The 16,718-nt window shown below is 48.4% G+C and carries 14 protein-coding genes; 11 read left to right on the top strand and 3 right to left on the bottom strand.

Annotated features, from left to right (window positions below; all coding sequences use genetic code 11):
- Positions 1 to 254: 254 nt before the first annotated feature.
- Both KJW29_RS36170 and KJW29_RS36165 read left to right on the top strand, forming a co-directional pair.
- The gene (locus KJW29_RS36170) at positions 255 to 788 is read left to right on the top strand and encodes a histidine kinase dimerization/phospho-acceptor domain-containing protein (RefSeq protein ID WP_246608776.1); all 534 of its coding nucleotides are present in this window, start codon (positions 255 to 257) and stop codon (positions 786 to 788) included.
- Between the two features lie 4 nt (positions 789 to 792).
- Positions 793 to 1,230: a sensor histidine kinase gene (locus KJW29_RS36165; RefSeq protein WP_246608775.1), complete on the top strand. Its 438-nt coding sequence runs from the start codon at positions 793 to 795 to the stop codon at positions 1,228 to 1,230.
- Between the two features lie 221 nt (positions 1,231 to 1,451).
- Here KJW29_RS36165 and KJW29_RS18335 read toward each other — a convergent pair whose 3' ends face one another.
- Positions 1,452 to 2,360, bottom strand: a complete 909-nt coding sequence (locus KJW29_RS18335; protein WP_214630890.1) for a MerR family transcriptional regulator — start codon at positions 2,358 to 2,360, stop codon at positions 1,452 to 1,454.
- 206 nt (positions 2,361 to 2,566) lie between these two features.
- On the opposite strand from KJW29_RS18335, the gene KJW29_RS18330 reads away from it, so the two are divergent.
- The 6 genes from KJW29_RS18330 to KJW29_RS18305 all read left to right on the top strand — a co-directional run bounded on the left by KJW29_RS18330 (position 2,567) and on the right by KJW29_RS18305 (position 10,283).
- Entirely contained in the window at positions 2,567 to 4,108 is a 1,542-nt protein-coding gene (locus KJW29_RS18330) for a phytoene desaturase family protein (protein WP_214630889.1), read from the top strand.
- On the top strand, positions 4,077 to 4,991 hold the full coding sequence (locus KJW29_RS18325) for a phytoene/squalene synthase family protein (protein WP_214630888.1): 915 nt from the start codon (positions 4,077 to 4,079) through the stop codon (positions 4,989 to 4,991). The genes KJW29_RS18330 and KJW29_RS18325 overlap by 32 nt, the downstream gene beginning before the upstream one ends.
- Positions 4,988 to 6,487, top strand: coding sequence for a phytoene desaturase family protein (locus KJW29_RS18320; RefSeq protein ID WP_214630887.1), 1,500 nt, complete (start codon positions 4,988 to 4,990; stop codon positions 6,485 to 6,487). Before KJW29_RS18325 ends, KJW29_RS18320 begins: the two co-directional genes overlap by 4 nt.
- 30 nt (positions 6,488 to 6,517) lie before the next feature.
- The gene (locus KJW29_RS18315) at positions 6,518 to 7,639 is read left to right on the top strand and encodes a glycosyltransferase family 2 protein (RefSeq protein ID WP_246608774.1); all 1,122 of its coding nucleotides are present in this window, start codon (positions 6,518 to 6,520) and stop codon (positions 7,637 to 7,639) included.
- Between the two features lie 14 nt (positions 7,640 to 7,653).
- Positions 7,654 to 8,133, top strand: coding sequence for a glycosyl-4,4'-diaponeurosporenoate acyltransferase CrtO family protein (locus tag KJW29_RS18310; protein WP_214630886.1), 480 nt, complete (start codon positions 7,654 to 7,656; stop codon positions 8,131 to 8,133).
- 215 nt (positions 8,134 to 8,348) lie between these two features.
- On the top strand, positions 8,349 to 10,283 hold the full coding sequence (locus KJW29_RS18305) for a heavy metal translocating P-type ATPase (protein ID WP_246608773.1): 1,935 nt from the start codon (positions 8,349 to 8,351) through the stop codon (positions 10,281 to 10,283).
- Between the two features lie 76 nt (positions 10,284 to 10,359).
- On the opposite strand, the gene KJW29_RS18300 is transcribed toward KJW29_RS18305, so the two are convergent.
- Both KJW29_RS18300 and KJW29_RS18295 read right to left on the bottom strand, forming a co-directional pair.
- Positions 10,360 to 11,247 carry a sugar phosphate isomerase/epimerase family protein gene (locus tag KJW29_RS18300; protein WP_246608772.1) on the bottom strand — a complete coding sequence of 296 codons (888 nt, stop codon included), beginning with the start codon at positions 11,245 to 11,247 and terminating at the stop codon, positions 10,360 to 10,362.
- On the bottom strand, positions 11,240 to 12,151 hold the full coding sequence (locus KJW29_RS18295; protein ID WP_214630884.1) for a phytanoyl-CoA dioxygenase family protein: 912 nt from the start codon (positions 12,149 to 12,151) through the stop codon (positions 11,240 to 11,242). The genes KJW29_RS18300 and KJW29_RS18295 overlap by 8 nt, the downstream gene beginning before the upstream one ends.
- Before the next feature lie 204 nt (positions 12,152 to 12,355).
- Between KJW29_RS18295 and KJW29_RS18290 the strand changes: the two genes are divergently transcribed.
- The 3 genes from KJW29_RS18290 to KJW29_RS18280 are packed head-to-tail and all read left to right on the top strand — an operon-like array spanning position 12,356 to position 16,687.
- Entirely contained in the window at positions 12,356 to 13,285 is a 930-nt protein-coding gene (locus tag KJW29_RS18290; RefSeq protein WP_214630883.1) for a helix-turn-helix domain-containing protein, read from the top strand.
- A 1-nt stretch (position 13,286) separates the two neighbouring features.
- Positions 13,287 to 15,092 carry a cache domain-containing sensor histidine kinase gene (locus KJW29_RS18285; protein ID WP_214630882.1) on the top strand — a complete coding sequence of 602 codons (1,806 nt, stop codon included), beginning with the start codon at positions 13,287 to 13,289 and terminating at the stop codon, positions 15,090 to 15,092.
- Between the two features lie 2 nt (positions 15,093 to 15,094).
- Positions 15,095 to 16,687, top strand: a complete 1,593-nt coding sequence (locus KJW29_RS18280) for a response regulator (protein WP_214630881.1) — start codon at positions 15,095 to 15,097, stop codon at positions 16,685 to 16,687.
- Positions 16,688 to 16,718 lie beyond the last annotated feature (31 nt).

Raw genomic sequence — 16,718 nt, 5'->3', positions numbered from 1 at the left:
GATAATTAACTTAGCGAATTTTGTAGATTGGGGTCGGCTTCATCATGAGGGGTATTTCCCGATTCGGTTCTCGTACGATCTTGATTTTATATAGCAGCTGCCGTTGTTGTTGTTTTGGTTGCAAGCTATGCCGTCATCTCTGCATCGGACTCCCCTAGGGTCCAAAGTGAAGAAGGCATTCTGAATTTAACGCAGTTTCATGTCCCATCATAAGCGAGGCGGCATCACCAAGTATATCGAGTTGGGCGGCAGTGATGTTTTATCTGATGGTTGGGCTGGTCAAAGCGGCATTGCGGCGTATGGAGGGAGCGCTGATCTTCCTGCTGGTGTCGGTGGTTGCTTTAGTGACGGTCATCAACGACTTTTTATATTACAACGAATGGTCGCTGATCGGAAATACCTCTCCGCTTGGTCTGTTGGTGTTTACGATCGCACAGATGATTTTGCTTTCTTCGAGATTTACGAGGGCGGCATCGAACGAGGAAAGGATTGCACGCGAGCTGCAGGACGCTAACGACAAGCTGACCGAAATGAATATGAATTTGGAACGGACCGTGCAAGAACGCACGCAGGCCTTATCCGCTGCTCATGATGATCTCCGCACTTCGTACGACCGGTTGCTTCACTCCGAGCAAGGGAGAAAAAAGCTCCTTGCCTATATTACGCATGATCTGCGCATGCCGCTGTCCAGCATGCTTGGTTATGTAGAAGCTGTGCAGGACAGGGTCAAGCCGGAACGCAATGAACAGTACCTGAAGTATATCCGGGATAACACGATAAGGAATTAACCGCATGATCGAGGAGTTGTCCTTCTTGTCGCATTTGGAGACCGGACAAGTCCCGTTCCGGATGGAGCAGGTTCATGTAATTCACTTCTTGCGTGTTTTTTTTGAACAATATGGGCTGGTTGTGCGTGACGCAGGGTTGGATTTCATATTGGATATCGGAAATACGGAAGATCAACCACCTAACTTGCCTGTTGTCGAGATGGATGCTGAAAAATTAGAGCAGGCGTTGTTTAATCTAGTGTCGAACGCGATGAAGTTCACCTCTAGCGGCGGGGTGGTGCGTATTGCGTTAGCAGTGGACGAGGTCAATGATACCCGCTGTGCGATCATGAGCGTGCAAGACTCTGGTACGGGTATTCCTCCAGATCAGCTCGAGCAAATCTTCGATCGCAATTACAGATATGATCGACCGGGGGGAGAGAAGGGAGATCGTCGACGATGATCCCCATATATGCGAGATTGTTCAGGTGTATTGCAAGAGGGAGGGGTTCATATCCTCCTACAGCTATAGCGGGACCGTTTCGGTTGAAACGACTTCCCGATCAGTATTCAGCCGTCTCGCAGAGCCGTTTAACTCGAAAAGTTTATATGCCGTCTTTCTAGCGTTGAGCAATTTAGAAGTCCACGTCCTGCAGCAGGACGTGGACTTCTTTTTGCCTCTTGTTAAATAATTACTTCTTCCATGTTTCGTGCGATAATAATCCGTTCGGGTACATGCTTTTTAGCGTATTCGAGCGCTCCTTCGCCACCCATATAAAATACTGTGGCAGGCATGCTCCCGGCAAAACGGTCGAGCTTATTGAGCAGCTCCGGATCATGCTCAAAGGGCAGGGTCGTAGAAGCGGAAAGCAGCACAATTCTTGGCTTCAGCCTTGAGACGAGCGATTCGATGGAGCCAGGAGCGGGGGAAGCCCCAATTAAAAATGTCTTCCAGCCCTTGAGCAGCAATTGCAACAACAGAAAATGAACGGGAATTTCATGCTGCTCCATAGGGAGGCAAGCGCCAATTACTAACGGGGCATTATCATTGTATTGGAAATTACGACGAATTTGTACAAGCATATCCCTCACGACGAGGCTGGAGACGGATTCCTGAAATTCGTCCCATTCTCCGGCTTCCCACTTATCCCCCACCACCTTCAAGAACGGAGCCACGACCTCCGTTAGAAAAGCGTTTAATCCGAAATAATGGAAAGCCTGTTTCAAAAGAACGACTAGCTCCAGTTCATTGCAGGCGCTGCCGCTCTCCAGCATGGAAATCACAAAGTGGTTAAGCTTCGAAGCAGGCATGCTAGCGGTTTGTAACGGATGAACTTCGTCCGCATCAGACACCATTGTATTGTTGTGATCTTTTGTTAAAGCGACGGCCTCCGTAATAGAATACCCTTGTTTCTGCAGCGATTTGATCGATAACAAAGTATTGACGTCACTCTCGCTATATAAACGATAGCCATTGGGCAACCGTTTGGGCTCAATAAGCTGGTAACGTTCTTCCCACTTGCGAATTAACTGGGCGGTTAGCCCAGTCACCTTCGCAACCTGCTTGATGAAATACTGTCTATCCTGCTTCATGGTTGCTCATCCTTTTAATGAGGGAGGTTTAAGTTGTACAACGTTAACAGTATAACATTACATATGTCTTTTGAAAATCAAGGTTATGTATATGGATTAGTATATAAACATTATACATAAGGGTTGACAAAGTGTCGTCGCGATATGATAATTAACCTGAAAGTATAATTAATTGCGCTGCCGACTGACAGGAGGAGACCGTGGACATGAGCAAGAAAGTGATTGTGATCGGAGCCGGCGTAGCGGGACTTGCGAGTGCTATTCGTCTGAGGCATGCAGGTTATGAAGTTGAACTGTATGAGAAGGAAGCAATTCCCGGGGGAAAGATGCATCGGTTGGAGAAGGATGGCTATCAATTCGATATGGGGCCAAGTCTCGTTATGATGCCCGAGTTATATCGAGAGGTATTCGAGCTTGCCGGGCGCAACCCCGATGATTACATTCCGATGGAGAAGCTGGACCCGATCTATTCGGTTTACTTCGGAAGCGGCCCTGACGATAAGCATGAAATATCGACCGACCTTGTGAAGCTGCTGGATACCTTGGAGGGCGTCAGCGACAAGGACGCGCAGGGCTTCCTTCATTATCTTCAAGTCATATACAAACGATTTCTGATCGCCAAAAATCACTTCCTCCAACGTCCATTCCGGAAGTGGTCGGACTTCTACAACCCCTTTATGCTCTGGCAAGGGATGAAGCTAAGAACCTTCGACACGGCCGATCGGTTTATCGGCAAATACATTAAGCATGAACGGCTGAAGCAGATGCTGAGCTTTCAGACGCTTTACATCGGCATCTCTCCATACAGCGGTCCGTCCTTATATTCCATTATTCCAATGATCGAGATGCTGTATGGAGTTTGGTTCATCAAGGGAGGCATGCATATGATGGCCCGCTCGATGGAACGTCTGTTCTTGGAGCTTGGCGGCAAAGCATTCTACAACGTGAACGTCGAGGAGATTATCATCCGGAAAGGAAGAGCTTGCGGAATTAAGGCGGACGGACGGGAGCGGGCGGCCGATTATGTTCTGTGTAACGCCGACTTCCCATTCGCGATGAAGCATCTCGTGCAAGACAAGAAAGCGAAGGGAAAATATTCGGATAAGAAGCTAGACCGTCTTCAATACTCCTGTTCCTGCTTGGTAATGTATCTCGGCATGAACCGCAAATACGATGAGATCAACACGGTGCATAACTTCTTCTTCAAGGAGAAATTAGAAAAAAATATCCGCGATATATTTGAAGGCCATTTGTTGGAGGATCCGTCCTTCTACGTCTACATAGCTTCGAAACTGGACGCTTCGATGGCTCCGGAGGGAAAAGATGGCTTATATATTCTTGTTCCCGTCTCCGAGCTATCGACGACGCGGTATGAGTGGAACGAAGAGACAATCCGGCATTACCGGAATCGCGTGATGGAATCGCTGGAGCGGATTCCGGGATTCGAAAGGGTCCGAGAGGATATCGTGTCTGAGACCTATATGACGCCCCTTGATTTTCGGCAGAAATACAATGCCTACAACGGAGCGTGCTTCGGCTTAAGGCCGACGCTGACCCAAAGCAATCATATGCGTCCGCAAAGCAAGCCCCGTAACTGCGGCAATCTGTATTTCACGGGAAGCTCCACTCATCCGGGAGCAGGAGTTCCTATCGTCTTGTTATCGGCCAAAATCGCAACGGAAGAATTGATGCTGGATGATCGGGGGATCGATGCCAATGAAGCTTTCTCTTTCACTATTAAGCAATAGGCCGAATGGCCTTGAGCAGGACTACCGGTATTGCGAGGAAATTATTAAAAAAAATTCGAAAAGTTTTTATTACGCTTTTCTTCAGCTTCCGAGAAAAAAAGCGAATGCAGTGTTCGCGATTTACGCATTTTGCCGATTGGCAGATGATGCCGTCGACAATGTACGGGGGCGGGAGGAAAGTTTGGAGGCGCTTCATAACCTGGAGAACGAATTGATGCTCTTCGACCAAGGTAGGGAGATCAATCATCCTCTATGGAGAGCCCTGCGCGATGTGTTCCGACGGTACGACATGAGGATCGAGCCCTTCTACGAACAACTGAAAGGGCAACGGATGGACATTTGTTTTTCCGCGCCCAGGTCGTTAAGCGAGCTTGAGGCCTATAGCTATTATGTGGCGGGAACTGTCGGTCTCATGTTGTTGCCGATCGTTGCTTCCGAGTCGAAGCGCGATCTGCGTCAGACCGGCATTCGATTAGGCACGGCTATGCAGATAACGAACATATTAAGAGATGTGGGTGAGGATGCGGCCAGAGGACGGATCTATCTTCCTTCTGACGAAATGGAAGCAGAGGCTTACAGCGAATCCGATTTGAAAAAAGCGGTGATTAATAACAGCTTTAAGCGGGTTTGGGAGAAGCTTGCGCTTCGTTCGGAAGAGCTATACGACGAATTTATGCAAGATATCGATGAGTTTGATGCGGACAGCCGCTTTCAGGTGCTGCTGTCGGCTCAAATCTACAGGGGCATTCTAAATGCGGTTCGCCGCAACGGATACGATTGCTTCTCAACAAGAAATGCCGTGTCCAAACTGGAGATGAGAAGCCTATACAACCAGACCAAGGATTTGATGAAACGAGAGAATGAAGGGGAACGTCGGTTATGAAATCTGTTGCGATAATTGGAGGGGGGCTGGGAGGTCTTTCGGCGGCAATCTCTCTCTCGCAGAGCGGCTATGAAGTCAAGCTGTTCGAGAAAAACCATCATCTTGGCGGCAAGCTGAATCGGTTGGAACAGGATGGATTCGGGTTCGATCTCGGGCCGTCGATTCTGACCATGCCCCATATCTTCGAGAAACTGTTCACATCCAGCAGGCGTACAATGGCCGATTATATCACGATTCAGAAGGTGGAACATGAATGGCGTTCGTTCTTCCCTGACGGAACCATTATCGACCTGTACGGCGATTTGGACCGAATGGCCGAGAGCAATGAATGTCTGGACGATGAAGCGATGGAGGAGTACAAACGGTTTTTGGACTATGCAGGTCGAATCTATCGAATCACGGAACGAGGTTATTTCGGTAAGGGACTGGATACTTTCGCTGACATACTCAAGGAACACGGATTACTGGGCTCCATGAGGGAGTTCGACTTCTTCTCCACGATGCATGGCGCCATTCGGAAGAGAATCAGCCACCCAAAACTCCGTGATATGCTGGCCTACTTCATCAAATATGTTGGCTCGTCTCCGTATGATGCGCCGGCTGTGTTAAACATGATGATCTATATGCAGCATACTCAGGGGCTTTGGTATGTGCCTGGCGGCATGCACCGGATTGCGGCAGGAATGGTGAAGCTGGCGAAAGAACTCGGCGTTAAGCTTCATACGGGGAAAAAGGTAGAGAAACTAGTTGCTATTGAAAGTGGGCAAATCGATCATTTGGTTCTGGAAGGAGACACCATCGTTCGCGCCGATTACTTCGTATCGAACATGGAGGTGATCCCAGCCTACGAGCAGCTTCTGAACGAGGAGCCGGCGTTCATAAGGAAGCTGGAAAAGCGATTCGAGCCCTCCAGCTCGGGTCTCGTGCTTCATCTGGGCGTGGCGGGCTCCTATCCGCATCTGGCTCACCATAATTTTTTCTTCTCCGAACGGCTGCAGGAGCAGATGGACAAAGTGTTTCGACGTTATGAGCTTCCCGACGATCCGACGATTTATGTGGTGAACGCGAATAAGACAGACTCGGCCCAAGCCCCTCCAGGGCATGAAAATTTAAAAATTTTACCGCATATTCCCTACATTCAAGATCAGCCATTCTCTCGCGAGGATTACGACAGTTTAAGGGAGCGTGTGCTCATCAAGCTGGAGCATATGGGACTGACGGACCTTCGTCAGCGTATTGTGACCGAAGATATGTGGACACCTAATGATATCGAAACAGCCTACGGCTCACATCGCGGCGCGATCTATGGAACAGTCTCTAGCCGCGCCCGCAATTACGGGTTCAAGCATCCCAAGCATAGCAGCCGGTATGGCAATCTTTATTTTGTTGGGGGGACGGTGAACCCCGGCGCCGGCATGCCAATGGTTACGCTGAGCGGACAACAAGTTCGGGACCTAATCGTGAAGAGCGAGGCCAAGCAGAGAGGCTTTTATTAATCGTTAAGATGCGGCGGGAGGACGGAAGCGTTGAATGTACTATGGAATATAGGTTTGATCGTCGCAGGTTTAGGCGGAATTAGCGGATTTCTTATGTTATGGAAAATTCCACGCGCTGTGGAAGGGGCATCGACGCTAAGGGAATCGCCCCGGATTTCGATCATTATCCCGGCACGAAACGAGGAAGGGAGAATAGTTCCGCTACTGCAATCTCTGCAAGCCCAGAACTTCAAGCCGTATGAAGTGATCGTCGTGGATGACGATTCCAGCGACCGGACAGCGGTTATCGCAAGAAGCAATGGCGCGACCGTCATTCCCAATCCCAAGATCGATAATGGATGGATCGGGAAATCCTCCGCTTGCTGGGAGGGGGCGAAGGCCGCAACGGGCGAGTGGCTGCTCTTTCTTGATGCCGATACCAGACTGGTGCGAGAGGATAGCTTAAGACGAATAGCGGCCACTTTCTCCCTTGCCGCAGGGGAATTCGGAATCCTCTCATTTCAACCCTATCATACGGTTAGGCAGGGGTATGAGCATTTATCCGCGCTATTCAATATCATCGTCATGGCGGGGATGAACGTGTTCTCCGTCTTCGACGATAGAGTCAGAGGAGCCGGCTCATTCGGCCCCTGTATTCTGACGCGAAGAGAGACTTACTTCGAGACGGGCGGTCATGCGGCAGTCAAGGATGCGGTTATGGACGACCTGGCGCTTGGAGAGAGATACAGGCAAGCAGGTTATCCTGTCCGATGTTTCGGAGGGAGGGGCTGCATCGACTTCCGCATGTATCCGGAGGGGCTGCGCCAACTGGTTGAAGGCTGGACGAAGAGCTTTGGTACGGCGTCGAAGTCCACTCATCCCCTTATTATGGCTATGATTGTGCTTTGGATCGCCGCAGGCTTTTTGACGACTTTGTTGTTGGCTGGAGCCTTGCTATTGGCTGCAGACTCCTTCTGGGGCTCAATCGCCGTCTACTTCGCGTATATGCTGCAGCTTTTCTGGCTGGCCAGAAGAACGGGAAACTTTCGATTTGTATACTTTTTGTTCTATCCGGTCCTCTTGCTATTTTTTTGCGTAGTACATGTCTGGTCGCTTTACTTGGGCAAAGTGCGCCGTTCGGTTCGGTGGCGGGGCCGCAATATTAAAGTATGACGTAGGTGGAGCGTATGCGAGTTATAGAACTGCCCAACGAAATATCCATACTCCTTAATGTCGGGGCATGGTTCATCATTCATCTCGCGGTTTCGGTATGCACCCTGAAGCTTCCGCGACGATTTTTTGAAAGAGATAACTCCCTCTATCGTATAAGAAAGTGGGAAGCGTCAGGGCGAATCTGGCAGCAAATCGCACGAGTTAAAGCCTGGAAACACTGGATTCCGGACGGAACGATTTTTCTAAAGAGAGGTTTTAATAAAAGCAAACTTAATGGCAGCGATAAGACCTCCTTGTTAATTTTTATTCAGGAATCGAGACGCGCCGAACTGGCGCATTGGTTATCCATGGCTCCGGCCGTGCTTTTCTTTCTTTGGAATCCGGCATGGGCAGGCTGGCTGATGGTGGTTTACGCTTTGTTATTCAACGTGCCAATTATTATTGCCCAGCGTTATAATCGTCCGCGTCTGCAGCGGCTTATTGATCGCATATAGAAAATGAACTTTTTTCTGTTTATGGTTTTGGTCTTTATTTTTCTGCGAATCTGGCGTAAAATTAAAAATATAAAGTTGTATTGAGGCAAGAAAATTGTATAAAGTAAAAACGGGAATCATTCTCGTTTCACATGCTGCTCCTTAATTGGAGCAGCATGTGCTGTTTTAAGGGGGGCAGTAATGGAATTCATTCTCAAAGAGGAGGAGAAATGGTCATGAGCTCAATCTTTCATAATCGTTGGTTACGTCGATATGGGGAAGGCTTGGCGGCATTAGCGAGCGGGATTTTTATCGGGATTGCATGGGGGATCGAAAGTGCCTTCTATCAGTGGGCGGTCATCTTTTATTTAATCGCATTCGCTGTCGGAGGATTTGTAAAAGCGAAAGAAGGCTTGCGCACGTTGATCGTTAAACGCGATCTGGACGTCAATCTGCTGATGATCGTTGCGGCGATTGGAGCGGCCAGCATCGGGTATTGGACAGAAGGCGCGGTGCTTATTTTTATTTTTTCGCTTAGCGGCGCTTTGGAGAGCTACACGATGGATCGCAGCAGCCGCGACATCTCCTCGCTGATGGATTTAAAACCGGAGACAGGTATAAGGATTATAGATGGGATTGAGACGGTTGTTGCGATTGAAGCGTTGAAGGTCGGAGATATCGTTGTGGTCAAACCCGGAGAACGTGTTCCGGCCGACGGCGTAGTGCTTGAAGGATCGTCGGACGTCAACCAATCCTCCATTACCGGCGAATCGGTTCCGGTCGATAAAAGCGCGGGAGATGAAGTGTTTGCAGGAACGCTGAACGGTCAAGGTGCTTTGTTCGTTCAAGTTAATCAGCTGAGCGAATCGACATTGTTTGCGAAGATCATCCGTCTCGTGCAGGAAGCCCAAAGTGAAAAGCCGGCATCGCAACGCTTCATGGAACGATTTGAACGTGTTTATGCGAGGGTTGTCATTTTGATCTCCTTGCTTCTCATTGCGGTTCCGCCGCTTCTTTTCCGCTTGCCGTGGGAGGAAACGATGTATAAAGCGATGGTTTTTTTGGTTGTCGCCTCTCCTTGCGCGCTCGTTGCTTCCATTATGCCCGCCATGCTTTCGGCCATATCCAGCAGCGCTAGAAAGGGGCTTCTTTTTAAGGGAGGCGCGCACTTGGAAAACCTCGCCCGGATTAAGGCGGTTGCATTTGACAAGACGGGCACGCTGACAGCGGGAAAACCGATTGTCACCGATGTGACTGCTTTCCAGGGATATGACAAATCGGAAGTGCTGCGAATAGCCGCATCGTTGGAAAGTTTGTCCGGGCATCCGTTAGCCAAAGCTATTGTGCAAGAAGCTCAGACACAGGGGAAGGTGCTCGAACGACCCACAGAATTTCAAACGTTGACAGGTTGGGGAATTCAGGCTCAATGGAATGGCGACTTGTGGAAAATAGGGAAGCCTGCTTTTCTAAACGATTCTTTTCGGACGGAGGAATTATCGGCCGTCATTGACCGGTTGGAACGCGAAGGAAAGACAGTGACGGTTATGCACAATTCGGAGGGAGCCGCAGGCGTGATCGCTTTGCGCGACGACATCCGCCCCGAAGCCAGGCAGGCAATCGCCATGCTGCGGAAAATGGGCGTTGAAGTTGCGATGTTAACTGGCGATCAAGCGCAAACCGCGCATGCGATTGCGAACGAACTGGGGATTGAACGGGTATATGCCGAATTGTTGCCGGGAGATAAAGTGTATAGGATCAACGAGTTGAAGCAAACGTTCGGTTATGTCGCCATGGTTGGCGATGGCGTAAACGATGCTCCTCCATTGGCTACAGCAACCGTGGGAATTGCGATGGGAGCGGCAGGAAGCGATGTCGCGCTTGAAACGGCCGATCTTGTGCTGATGAATGACGATACGACCAAAATCGTCGATGCGATCGCGCTAGGCAAAAGAACGACAGTCATCATTAAACAAAATATCGGATTTGCGATGGGGATTATCCTTATGTTGATCACGGCCAATTTTATTGAAGGGATATCGCTTCCGATTGGCGTGATCGGACATGAGGGAAGTACGATTCTGGTCATCCTCAACGGTTTGAGGCTGTTGGTACAGCGCGACGCTAACCGAACCAGTCAATCGGACTCACCATCAGCAGGAGTCCAAAGATAAAAGAAAAAAGATGCAGCCGCATAAGTTTATGCGTTCTGCATCTTTGGATGGAGGAGAAGTTGTGCCGATCCGCAAATCAACAATTGCATGATAAGTGTTCTGAACATAAACTTGCCCAAAGATCTTCCGCTCGTTCCTTGAGCAGAATGGATTCTGCAAATCGATTGGATTGGTTAGCCGCTAATTCGTACGGACTTGGACCTAACTCGCATACAAATGGAAATGCCGCGTCTCGTCCATTATCTTCTAATTGCTTTGCTTCCTCCAACCAATACTGCATCCCCTTGCTCCACCATTTGCTAAAGCGGTCAAGCAGGGGCTCGTTCTGCACGCTGACTTGAACCTGTTGACCGTTAGATAGGCGTGCGTGGATCGATGAAGTTCTCTGGAGCAGGAGATCAAATAAAGGTTCTGCCTTCTCCTCATATTGAGGGAGAAATCCGTCCATTTCGCCTCCGACAATATAATGAGAGAAGTCGATCGTTAATCGTAGTCCGGGTAGAGCCTCCACGTAGCTTGCTGTTCGGAGCAAATCTTGCGTAATTCTGCCTCTATGAGTCTCGACGAAGTGCGGCATGGATAAGCGATGCGCTTCTTTGTCAAGCTCTGTGAGCAGCCATAACGCATCATCGCCTGTAACAAAGCTATCGATTACTTGCGAGTTGACGTATTGCGCCCCGAATTGCTTAGCATCTTCTAACAAGCTCCGAAGATCTGCTGCGTTGGCGGGGAAACCGCCGGTTCCAAAGCTGAAGCCGTAATCATCAAGCAGCCTTCTCCATTTCCCTCGCTCCTCCTTAGGGGGGATTCCGCCGAATATACCGGTAAAGCCCGCCTTCGCGATTTGCTCGAACTTCTCCTCAAGCGTCCACTCCCTGTCTCCGTCGCCTAAACCCATCATGGACCACCAGGATTGTTGAACTTCAAGACGAATGGACGAGGACTGCGAGCTGTTTTTACTCACGCCAGAATTCCTCATGCGGATAGCGGAAGCTCCCCGGCTTCACTACTTTCTGAATGGCTAGAGCGCCCTCGGGCTCATACCGATACGCTTCCTCGGCCGCTCCATAGCTTGTTTGCTTGCGCAGCTCAATACATTCCATCAGCATCTGTTGCTTGAGAGGCAAATACTCAAGCGTATGCGGTCCGAATTCGGCTTCAATCTCGCCCGGACGGAATTCGAAGTAAACTGTGCGTCTCAACGCATTGCCGTCGCCAGCTGGCGAGCCGTGCAGAACGGTAATATCATGCAAGATGGCGTCTCCCGCCTCAAGCGGAACCGGAATGGCATCCGACGTATCGAAGCCTTCCCGCTTGCAACGGTCGTAGGAATCCTGTACCGTCCATTTGTTGCTCCCCGGAATGACCCAAAGACAAGATTTCAGATCAGCCGGGTCCAGATAGAAGTCCACATTGAATATGGGTCTCTTGTCCTCGCAGCCAGTCGGCATCTCGGCATCGCGATGCCAAGGTACAATAATGCCTTCATTAGGCATCTTTACAACCATGGAATCCCAGGTTGGAATAAAGCTCTTGCCTTGCAGCTTTTCGACGGAACGCAGAATAAAAGGATGTCCCATTAAAGCTCGAAGCGCAGGCTGCTTTTCTACGACATATTCAATTCGCTTTAGAACGCTCTCTCCCGATTTGCCGCCTTTTCCATACTGGTAATCTTTATTTTGTTCGCCGGCCATGCCCTTCTCCAGTTCTTGCTGCATGGCAGTTTGAACGGTTGCCAGCTCTTCGCCCTTCAATACATTTTTGATGACAAGGAATCCATTATCCAGAAAAAACTGCTTTTGCTCCTCGCTTATGACAGTTTGTACTGCCGCATCTGCCTCGATAAGTTTAAGACTTGAGTTGTTCATTAGAGTCACTCCTCATCAAATTTTGAAATGGGATGCCGTCACCCCAATACCCCTATTGTAGAACGGAGCGAAGCTTTTGTATTTAGCCTGATTTCATGATTAGGTTTCCAATATCACGAGATAGTTTCTATCATTCATGGGGAAGTTGCATGATATAATCTATAAAAATAAAGGAATGACAAGGACTGTGAGGGTGAATACAGGATGGAAAAGAATGTTGAAGTGGCCAATTATCAATTGATCGAATGGAATCCCCAGGATACTCTCGCCATTATGGAAAATTATTATTGCCCTCCGTATATTACGCTCGCGCACAGCTTTCATGCTCCGTCAGGCTGGGGAATCGAGAATCGGATCCTGAATCAATATGCGCTGCAATATGTTGTAAAGGGGGTTGCGGAATATCCGGTAGGGGAACATCACTATGTGACGCAGGAAGGCGATTTGCTCTTTCATCGTCCTGGAGAAGTTCATTCTATTCGTACAATCGAAGGCAGCCCCTATGTCTGCATTTCTATCGTATTCCATATGGGAGCGACGGCATTTCCATTTCACGAGCTGTTGGAGCATAAGCATTTGCTGGGAAATTTCCGTGGACATGCCATTGAGCGAATGCTGACGGAGCTTGTTCATTTGTATCAACAACCCGGATTATCCGCACAGCTCCAATGTCAAGGCTTGCTTATGCGAATTCTGGGAAGCTCGGCTGAGGTTCAGCATCGGTTTGAAAAAAAGGAGCCCGCTAATCTGGCTAAAATGGTTCTGGTCAAAAATTATATTCTTAATCATTACGAGCGGGAGCTCAGACATTATGAGCTGGAGAAAGTATGCGGTCTCACGCGAAACACAATCATTCAAGGTTTCAAAAAAATATTCGGGATGTCTCCCATGCAGTACGTGGTGTGGGTACGCGTGCAAAAAGCGAAGGAGCTGGCCATTCAAACGGATCTTTCTGTCGGCGAAATTGCCCAGAGTGTAGGCTATGCGGATGTGCATACCTTCGGCAAGATGTTCAAGAAAAAGACGGGAGTAAGCCTGACGCAATACTGCGGTTCTTTGACTACCCAATATATGAACACCAAGGCTCGTATTGCAGACCATATCAACAAGGACGGAAGGAGTCTGCCGGAGTAACATGAATAAACTTCTACATCTAGTAAGCGACGGGTTTAAAAATAAAAAAATAAGATCGAAAATCATGCTTATCTACATGCCTCTGCTGCTTCTGCCTTTGTTCGTGCTTGGCTATGCGGCTAACGCTATTTATTCCAAAGCCATCATTCATCAAACGACACAAAGCTTTACCGATAATTCAGCCCTGATTATTGATCGTTTAAACGGCATGCTGACGAATGCGGAAAGCTCCGCGAATATGTTGGCCTTGAATCTCAATCGCATTTTGGGAGCGCCAAAGCCTGTTGCGGAGGATGAGACGTATGACCTGCCTAGATACAACGCCGTTACAACCGAGTTGGCGTTGGCGCTCGTCGTTTTTCCCGATGTGGAGTCTATCGCATTTGTGGATCATGCAGGTAGGATATATGGATCGGATGTTTGGATGGAAGGTTATAAGGATACCGTATTGGCGAGTCAGGCTTATGAGACCATAATGGCAACAAACGGCGTGAACAAATGGCTGCCGATGGAGAAGAGACATTATCTATCAAAGGATACCAACAAACCCGTGCTCACGCTGGGCAAACATTTATACGATATTGGTTCTGGCAATCACTTAGGCATTCTGTTTCTCAATGTGAGAGAAGACACCTTATCTTCCGTCCTAAAGGAGATGAAAGGAACTTCTGCGGGTCAATATTTTATTGTGAATCAGCAAGGCTTCGTCGTGTCCTCTCCGGATAAAGAAAAGCTGCTGCAACCTGTTGAATCCGAGCACGTTCAAGCGTGGGTAAAAACACATTATGATTCGACGGATATTCAAGTCATAGACGGAGAACAGCAGCTTCTTGCGATTCGCAGCTTTCCTCAGCTTGGTTGGAAGCTGGTCAGCGCAACCTCGCTAAGATCGCTGACGGCTGGACTGGAGAGTTTGCAGTGGACGCTGCTCGCGATCGCTTTGTTATGCAGCGTTGCCGCTATTATAGGCTCGTCGTATTTGTCCAATGTAATCGCGCTGCCGATTGTGGAGCTGGCTCGAAGCATGAAAGGCTTCCGCGAGGGGGATCTCAACATACAGCTTAAGGTTGCTACCAGAGACGAGATGGGTTACCTCGCACTTGGATTTAATGAAATGCTAAGAAGATTGAAGGAGCTGCTAGAGAACGTCATGAGAGAGCAGAGGCAAAAGCGTGAATATGAACTTGCGCTGATCCAGTCGCAGATCAAGCCCCACTTCTTGTACAATACGTTAGATGTGATCTATGCGCTGTCGACAATGGGAAGAAATACGGATGTGCAAAGAACGACAAAAGCGCTTGCCGATTTCTACAGAGTGAGTTTAAGCGGCGGCAGAGAGCATATCCGGCTTGAAGAGGAGATAAGAAATGTAAAGGATTACCTGGCGATTCAACAAATCCGATATTCAGATGTGTTTACCTATGAGATTGATATCGACAAGTCCATTCTGCAAGTATATATCCTGAAGCTAACCCTTCAACCGCTCATTGAGAATGCGATATACCATGGACTGAAGGAACAGACGCAAATGGGCAAATTGCTCATCAAAGGCTATCGTTCCGGTAATCGAATCGTCATTGAAGTCGCCGATGATGGAGTCGGAATGTCCGAGGATCAGCTAAGCAGGCTCTTTCAAGAGGACAGGGAGGATGCCGGGCATTCATCATTTGGCCTGTTAAATGTAAATAATCGTTTAAAGCTTACCTATGGAAGTCAATATGGCTTGCAGATTGAAAGCCACTTGGGAAAAGGTACGGTTGTATGGGTCAATGTGCCAGATGATTATAGAGAGGAAAGGGATGGATAGAAATGATTAAGGTAATGATCGTCGATGATGAAATCATCTTTCGCGATTATTTGCGAGGTTTGCTGCCTTGGGAGGACTACGGGATGGGAATCGTTGCGGAGGCCCGTAACGGAGTAGACGCCCTGGAGCAAGCAAAGCTTTGCAAGCCTGATATTATGCTCGTGGACATCAGCATGCCTTTTATGGATGGCTTGCAGCTTACAGAGCAATTGAAGCAATCGGTGCCGGACACGGTGGTTGTACTTGTGACGGGACATAATGAATTTGAATACGCTCGCAAGGCGATCAAGCTTGGCGTGCAGGATTATATTCTAAAACCGTTTACGAAGGAAGAGCTGCTGCTTACGCTAATTCATATCAATTCCCATATTCAAAAAGCGAATGAGAACAAGTTAACCTTGAAAGTAAATGAGACGATGCTGAACGAATGGACGTTAAACAGGCTTATTATGAACGAATTGCCGGATTCGGAGGAATCCAGGGAAAGGCTGGCTGCTCTGCACTTGCACGCAACCTCCACCTATACGTATCAAGTTGCATGCATAGAGATTGATCATATGGAGGTAAATTGGAGCAATAGCAGCGATCGGGAGCTATGGAAGTTCGCCGTTACGAACATATTAAATGAAACCTTGCAGGTAGATGGAAAGCTGATCGTCTTTAATGGGCCTGAGGGCAGAATTATTTGCATATATGCGTTGGAAGCGATGCAATCAGCAGCCTTTATAGAAGGCTTTGAACATTTGAAGGAGCTCATCAAGAAGTATTTGAAATTAACGATCACCATAGGTGTAGGAAGTGTGTATCCTGCACATGATGGTCTAAGACGTTCCTATAGCGAAGCAATTGATGCCTTGCACAACAAATTCGTCATTGGCAACGATAGTGTTATTGTACATGGCGAAAGGCGCGCCAATACCGGACAATGGTCCTCCGGCATTGTCAATTCGCAGCGCCGGGAAGAGCTGCAGCTTGCTCTGAAATTGATGGATCGGCAAGCCATTGAGAGCCAGCTTCAAGATATCTTCGAAGCAATGAAGGGACAAAGCTTATCCATCGATTATGTGTATGTCATATGCATGGGACTTGTATCAACCTGCTTGTCCCACCTGACAGAGAATGGTCATCCCGTTGAGGATTGCTTCGGTGAACACTTCTATCCCTACAGCATGATTACGAAGAAGCAATCCATTGATGAAACAGCCAATTGGATAATGGAAGTCCATCTGAGGGTCATTGACTACATGAAGCTGCACAGATTGACGAAATCGGACAAAATTGCAGATTTGGCGCAGCAATATATTCATGAACATTATGGAGATCCCGAGTTGAAGGTTGAACAAATCGCACAGCATGTCTTCATTAATGGAAGTTATCTCAGAGCGATCTTCAAGAAGGCCCATGGCGTGACGGTGACGGATTATGTAACCAAGACGCGCATGCAGACGGCAAAGGATTTGTTGCTATCCGGAGATATGAAGATTTCAGATGTGTCGACAAGGGTAGGCTACAACGATCCTGCCTATTTCTCGCGAGCCTTTAAGAAATATTACGGGTTTGCGCCAAGTGAACTGGATTATACGCCGAACACCTAAACAAATGCTCAGATAATCCAAGTCGGTAGCA

Origin of the sequence: Paenibacillus agaridevorans (assembly GCF_018604145.1) — a bacterium.
Lineage (GTDB): Bacteria > Bacillota > Bacilli > Paenibacillales > Paenibacillaceae > Pristimantibacillus > Pristimantibacillus agaridevorans.
The sequence above is the reverse complement of the archived record's forward strand: the minus strand, read 5'-3'. Positions and strand labels throughout refer to the sequence as shown.

Coding starts and splice junctions, on each gene's coding strand:
- KJW29_RS36170 (WP_246608776.1), top strand. CDS start 255: ATGTTTTATCTGATGGTTGGGCTGGTCAAAGCGGCATTGCGGCGTATG.
- KJW29_RS36165 (WP_246608775.1), top strand. CDS start 793: ATGATCGAGGAGTTGTCCTTCTTGTCGCATTTGGAGACCGGACAAGTC.
- KJW29_RS18335 (WP_214630890.1), bottom strand. CDS start 2,360: ATGAAGCAGGATAGACAGTATTTCATCAAGCAGGTTGCGAAGGTGACT.
- KJW29_RS18330 (WP_214630889.1), top strand. CDS start 2,567: ATGAGCAAGAAAGTGATTGTGATCGGAGCCGGCGTAGCGGGACTTGCG.
- KJW29_RS18325 (WP_214630888.1), top strand. CDS start 4,077: ATGAAGCTTTCTCTTTCACTATTAAGCAATAGGCCGAATGGCCTTGAG.
- KJW29_RS18320 (WP_214630887.1), top strand. CDS start 4,988: ATGAAATCTGTTGCGATAATTGGAGGGGGGCTGGGAGGTCTTTCGGCG.
- KJW29_RS18310 (WP_214630886.1), top strand. CDS start 7,654: ATGCGAGTTATAGAACTGCCCAACGAAATATCCATACTCCTTAATGTC.
- KJW29_RS18305 (WP_246608773.1), top strand. CDS start 8,349: ATGAGCTCAATCTTTCATAATCGTTGGTTACGTCGATATGGGGAAGGC.
- KJW29_RS18295 (WP_214630884.1), bottom strand. CDS start 12,151: ATGAACAACTCAAGTCTTAAACTTATCGAGGCAGATGCGGCAGTACAA.
- KJW29_RS18290 (WP_214630883.1), top strand. CDS start 12,356: ATGGAAAAGAATGTTGAAGTGGCCAATTATCAATTGATCGAATGGAAT.
- KJW29_RS18285 (WP_214630882.1), top strand. CDS start 13,287: ATGAATAAACTTCTACATCTAGTAAGCGACGGGTTTAAAAATAAAAAA.
- KJW29_RS18280 (WP_214630881.1), top strand. CDS start 15,095: ATGATTAAGGTAATGATCGTCGATGATGAAATCATCTTTCGCGATTAT.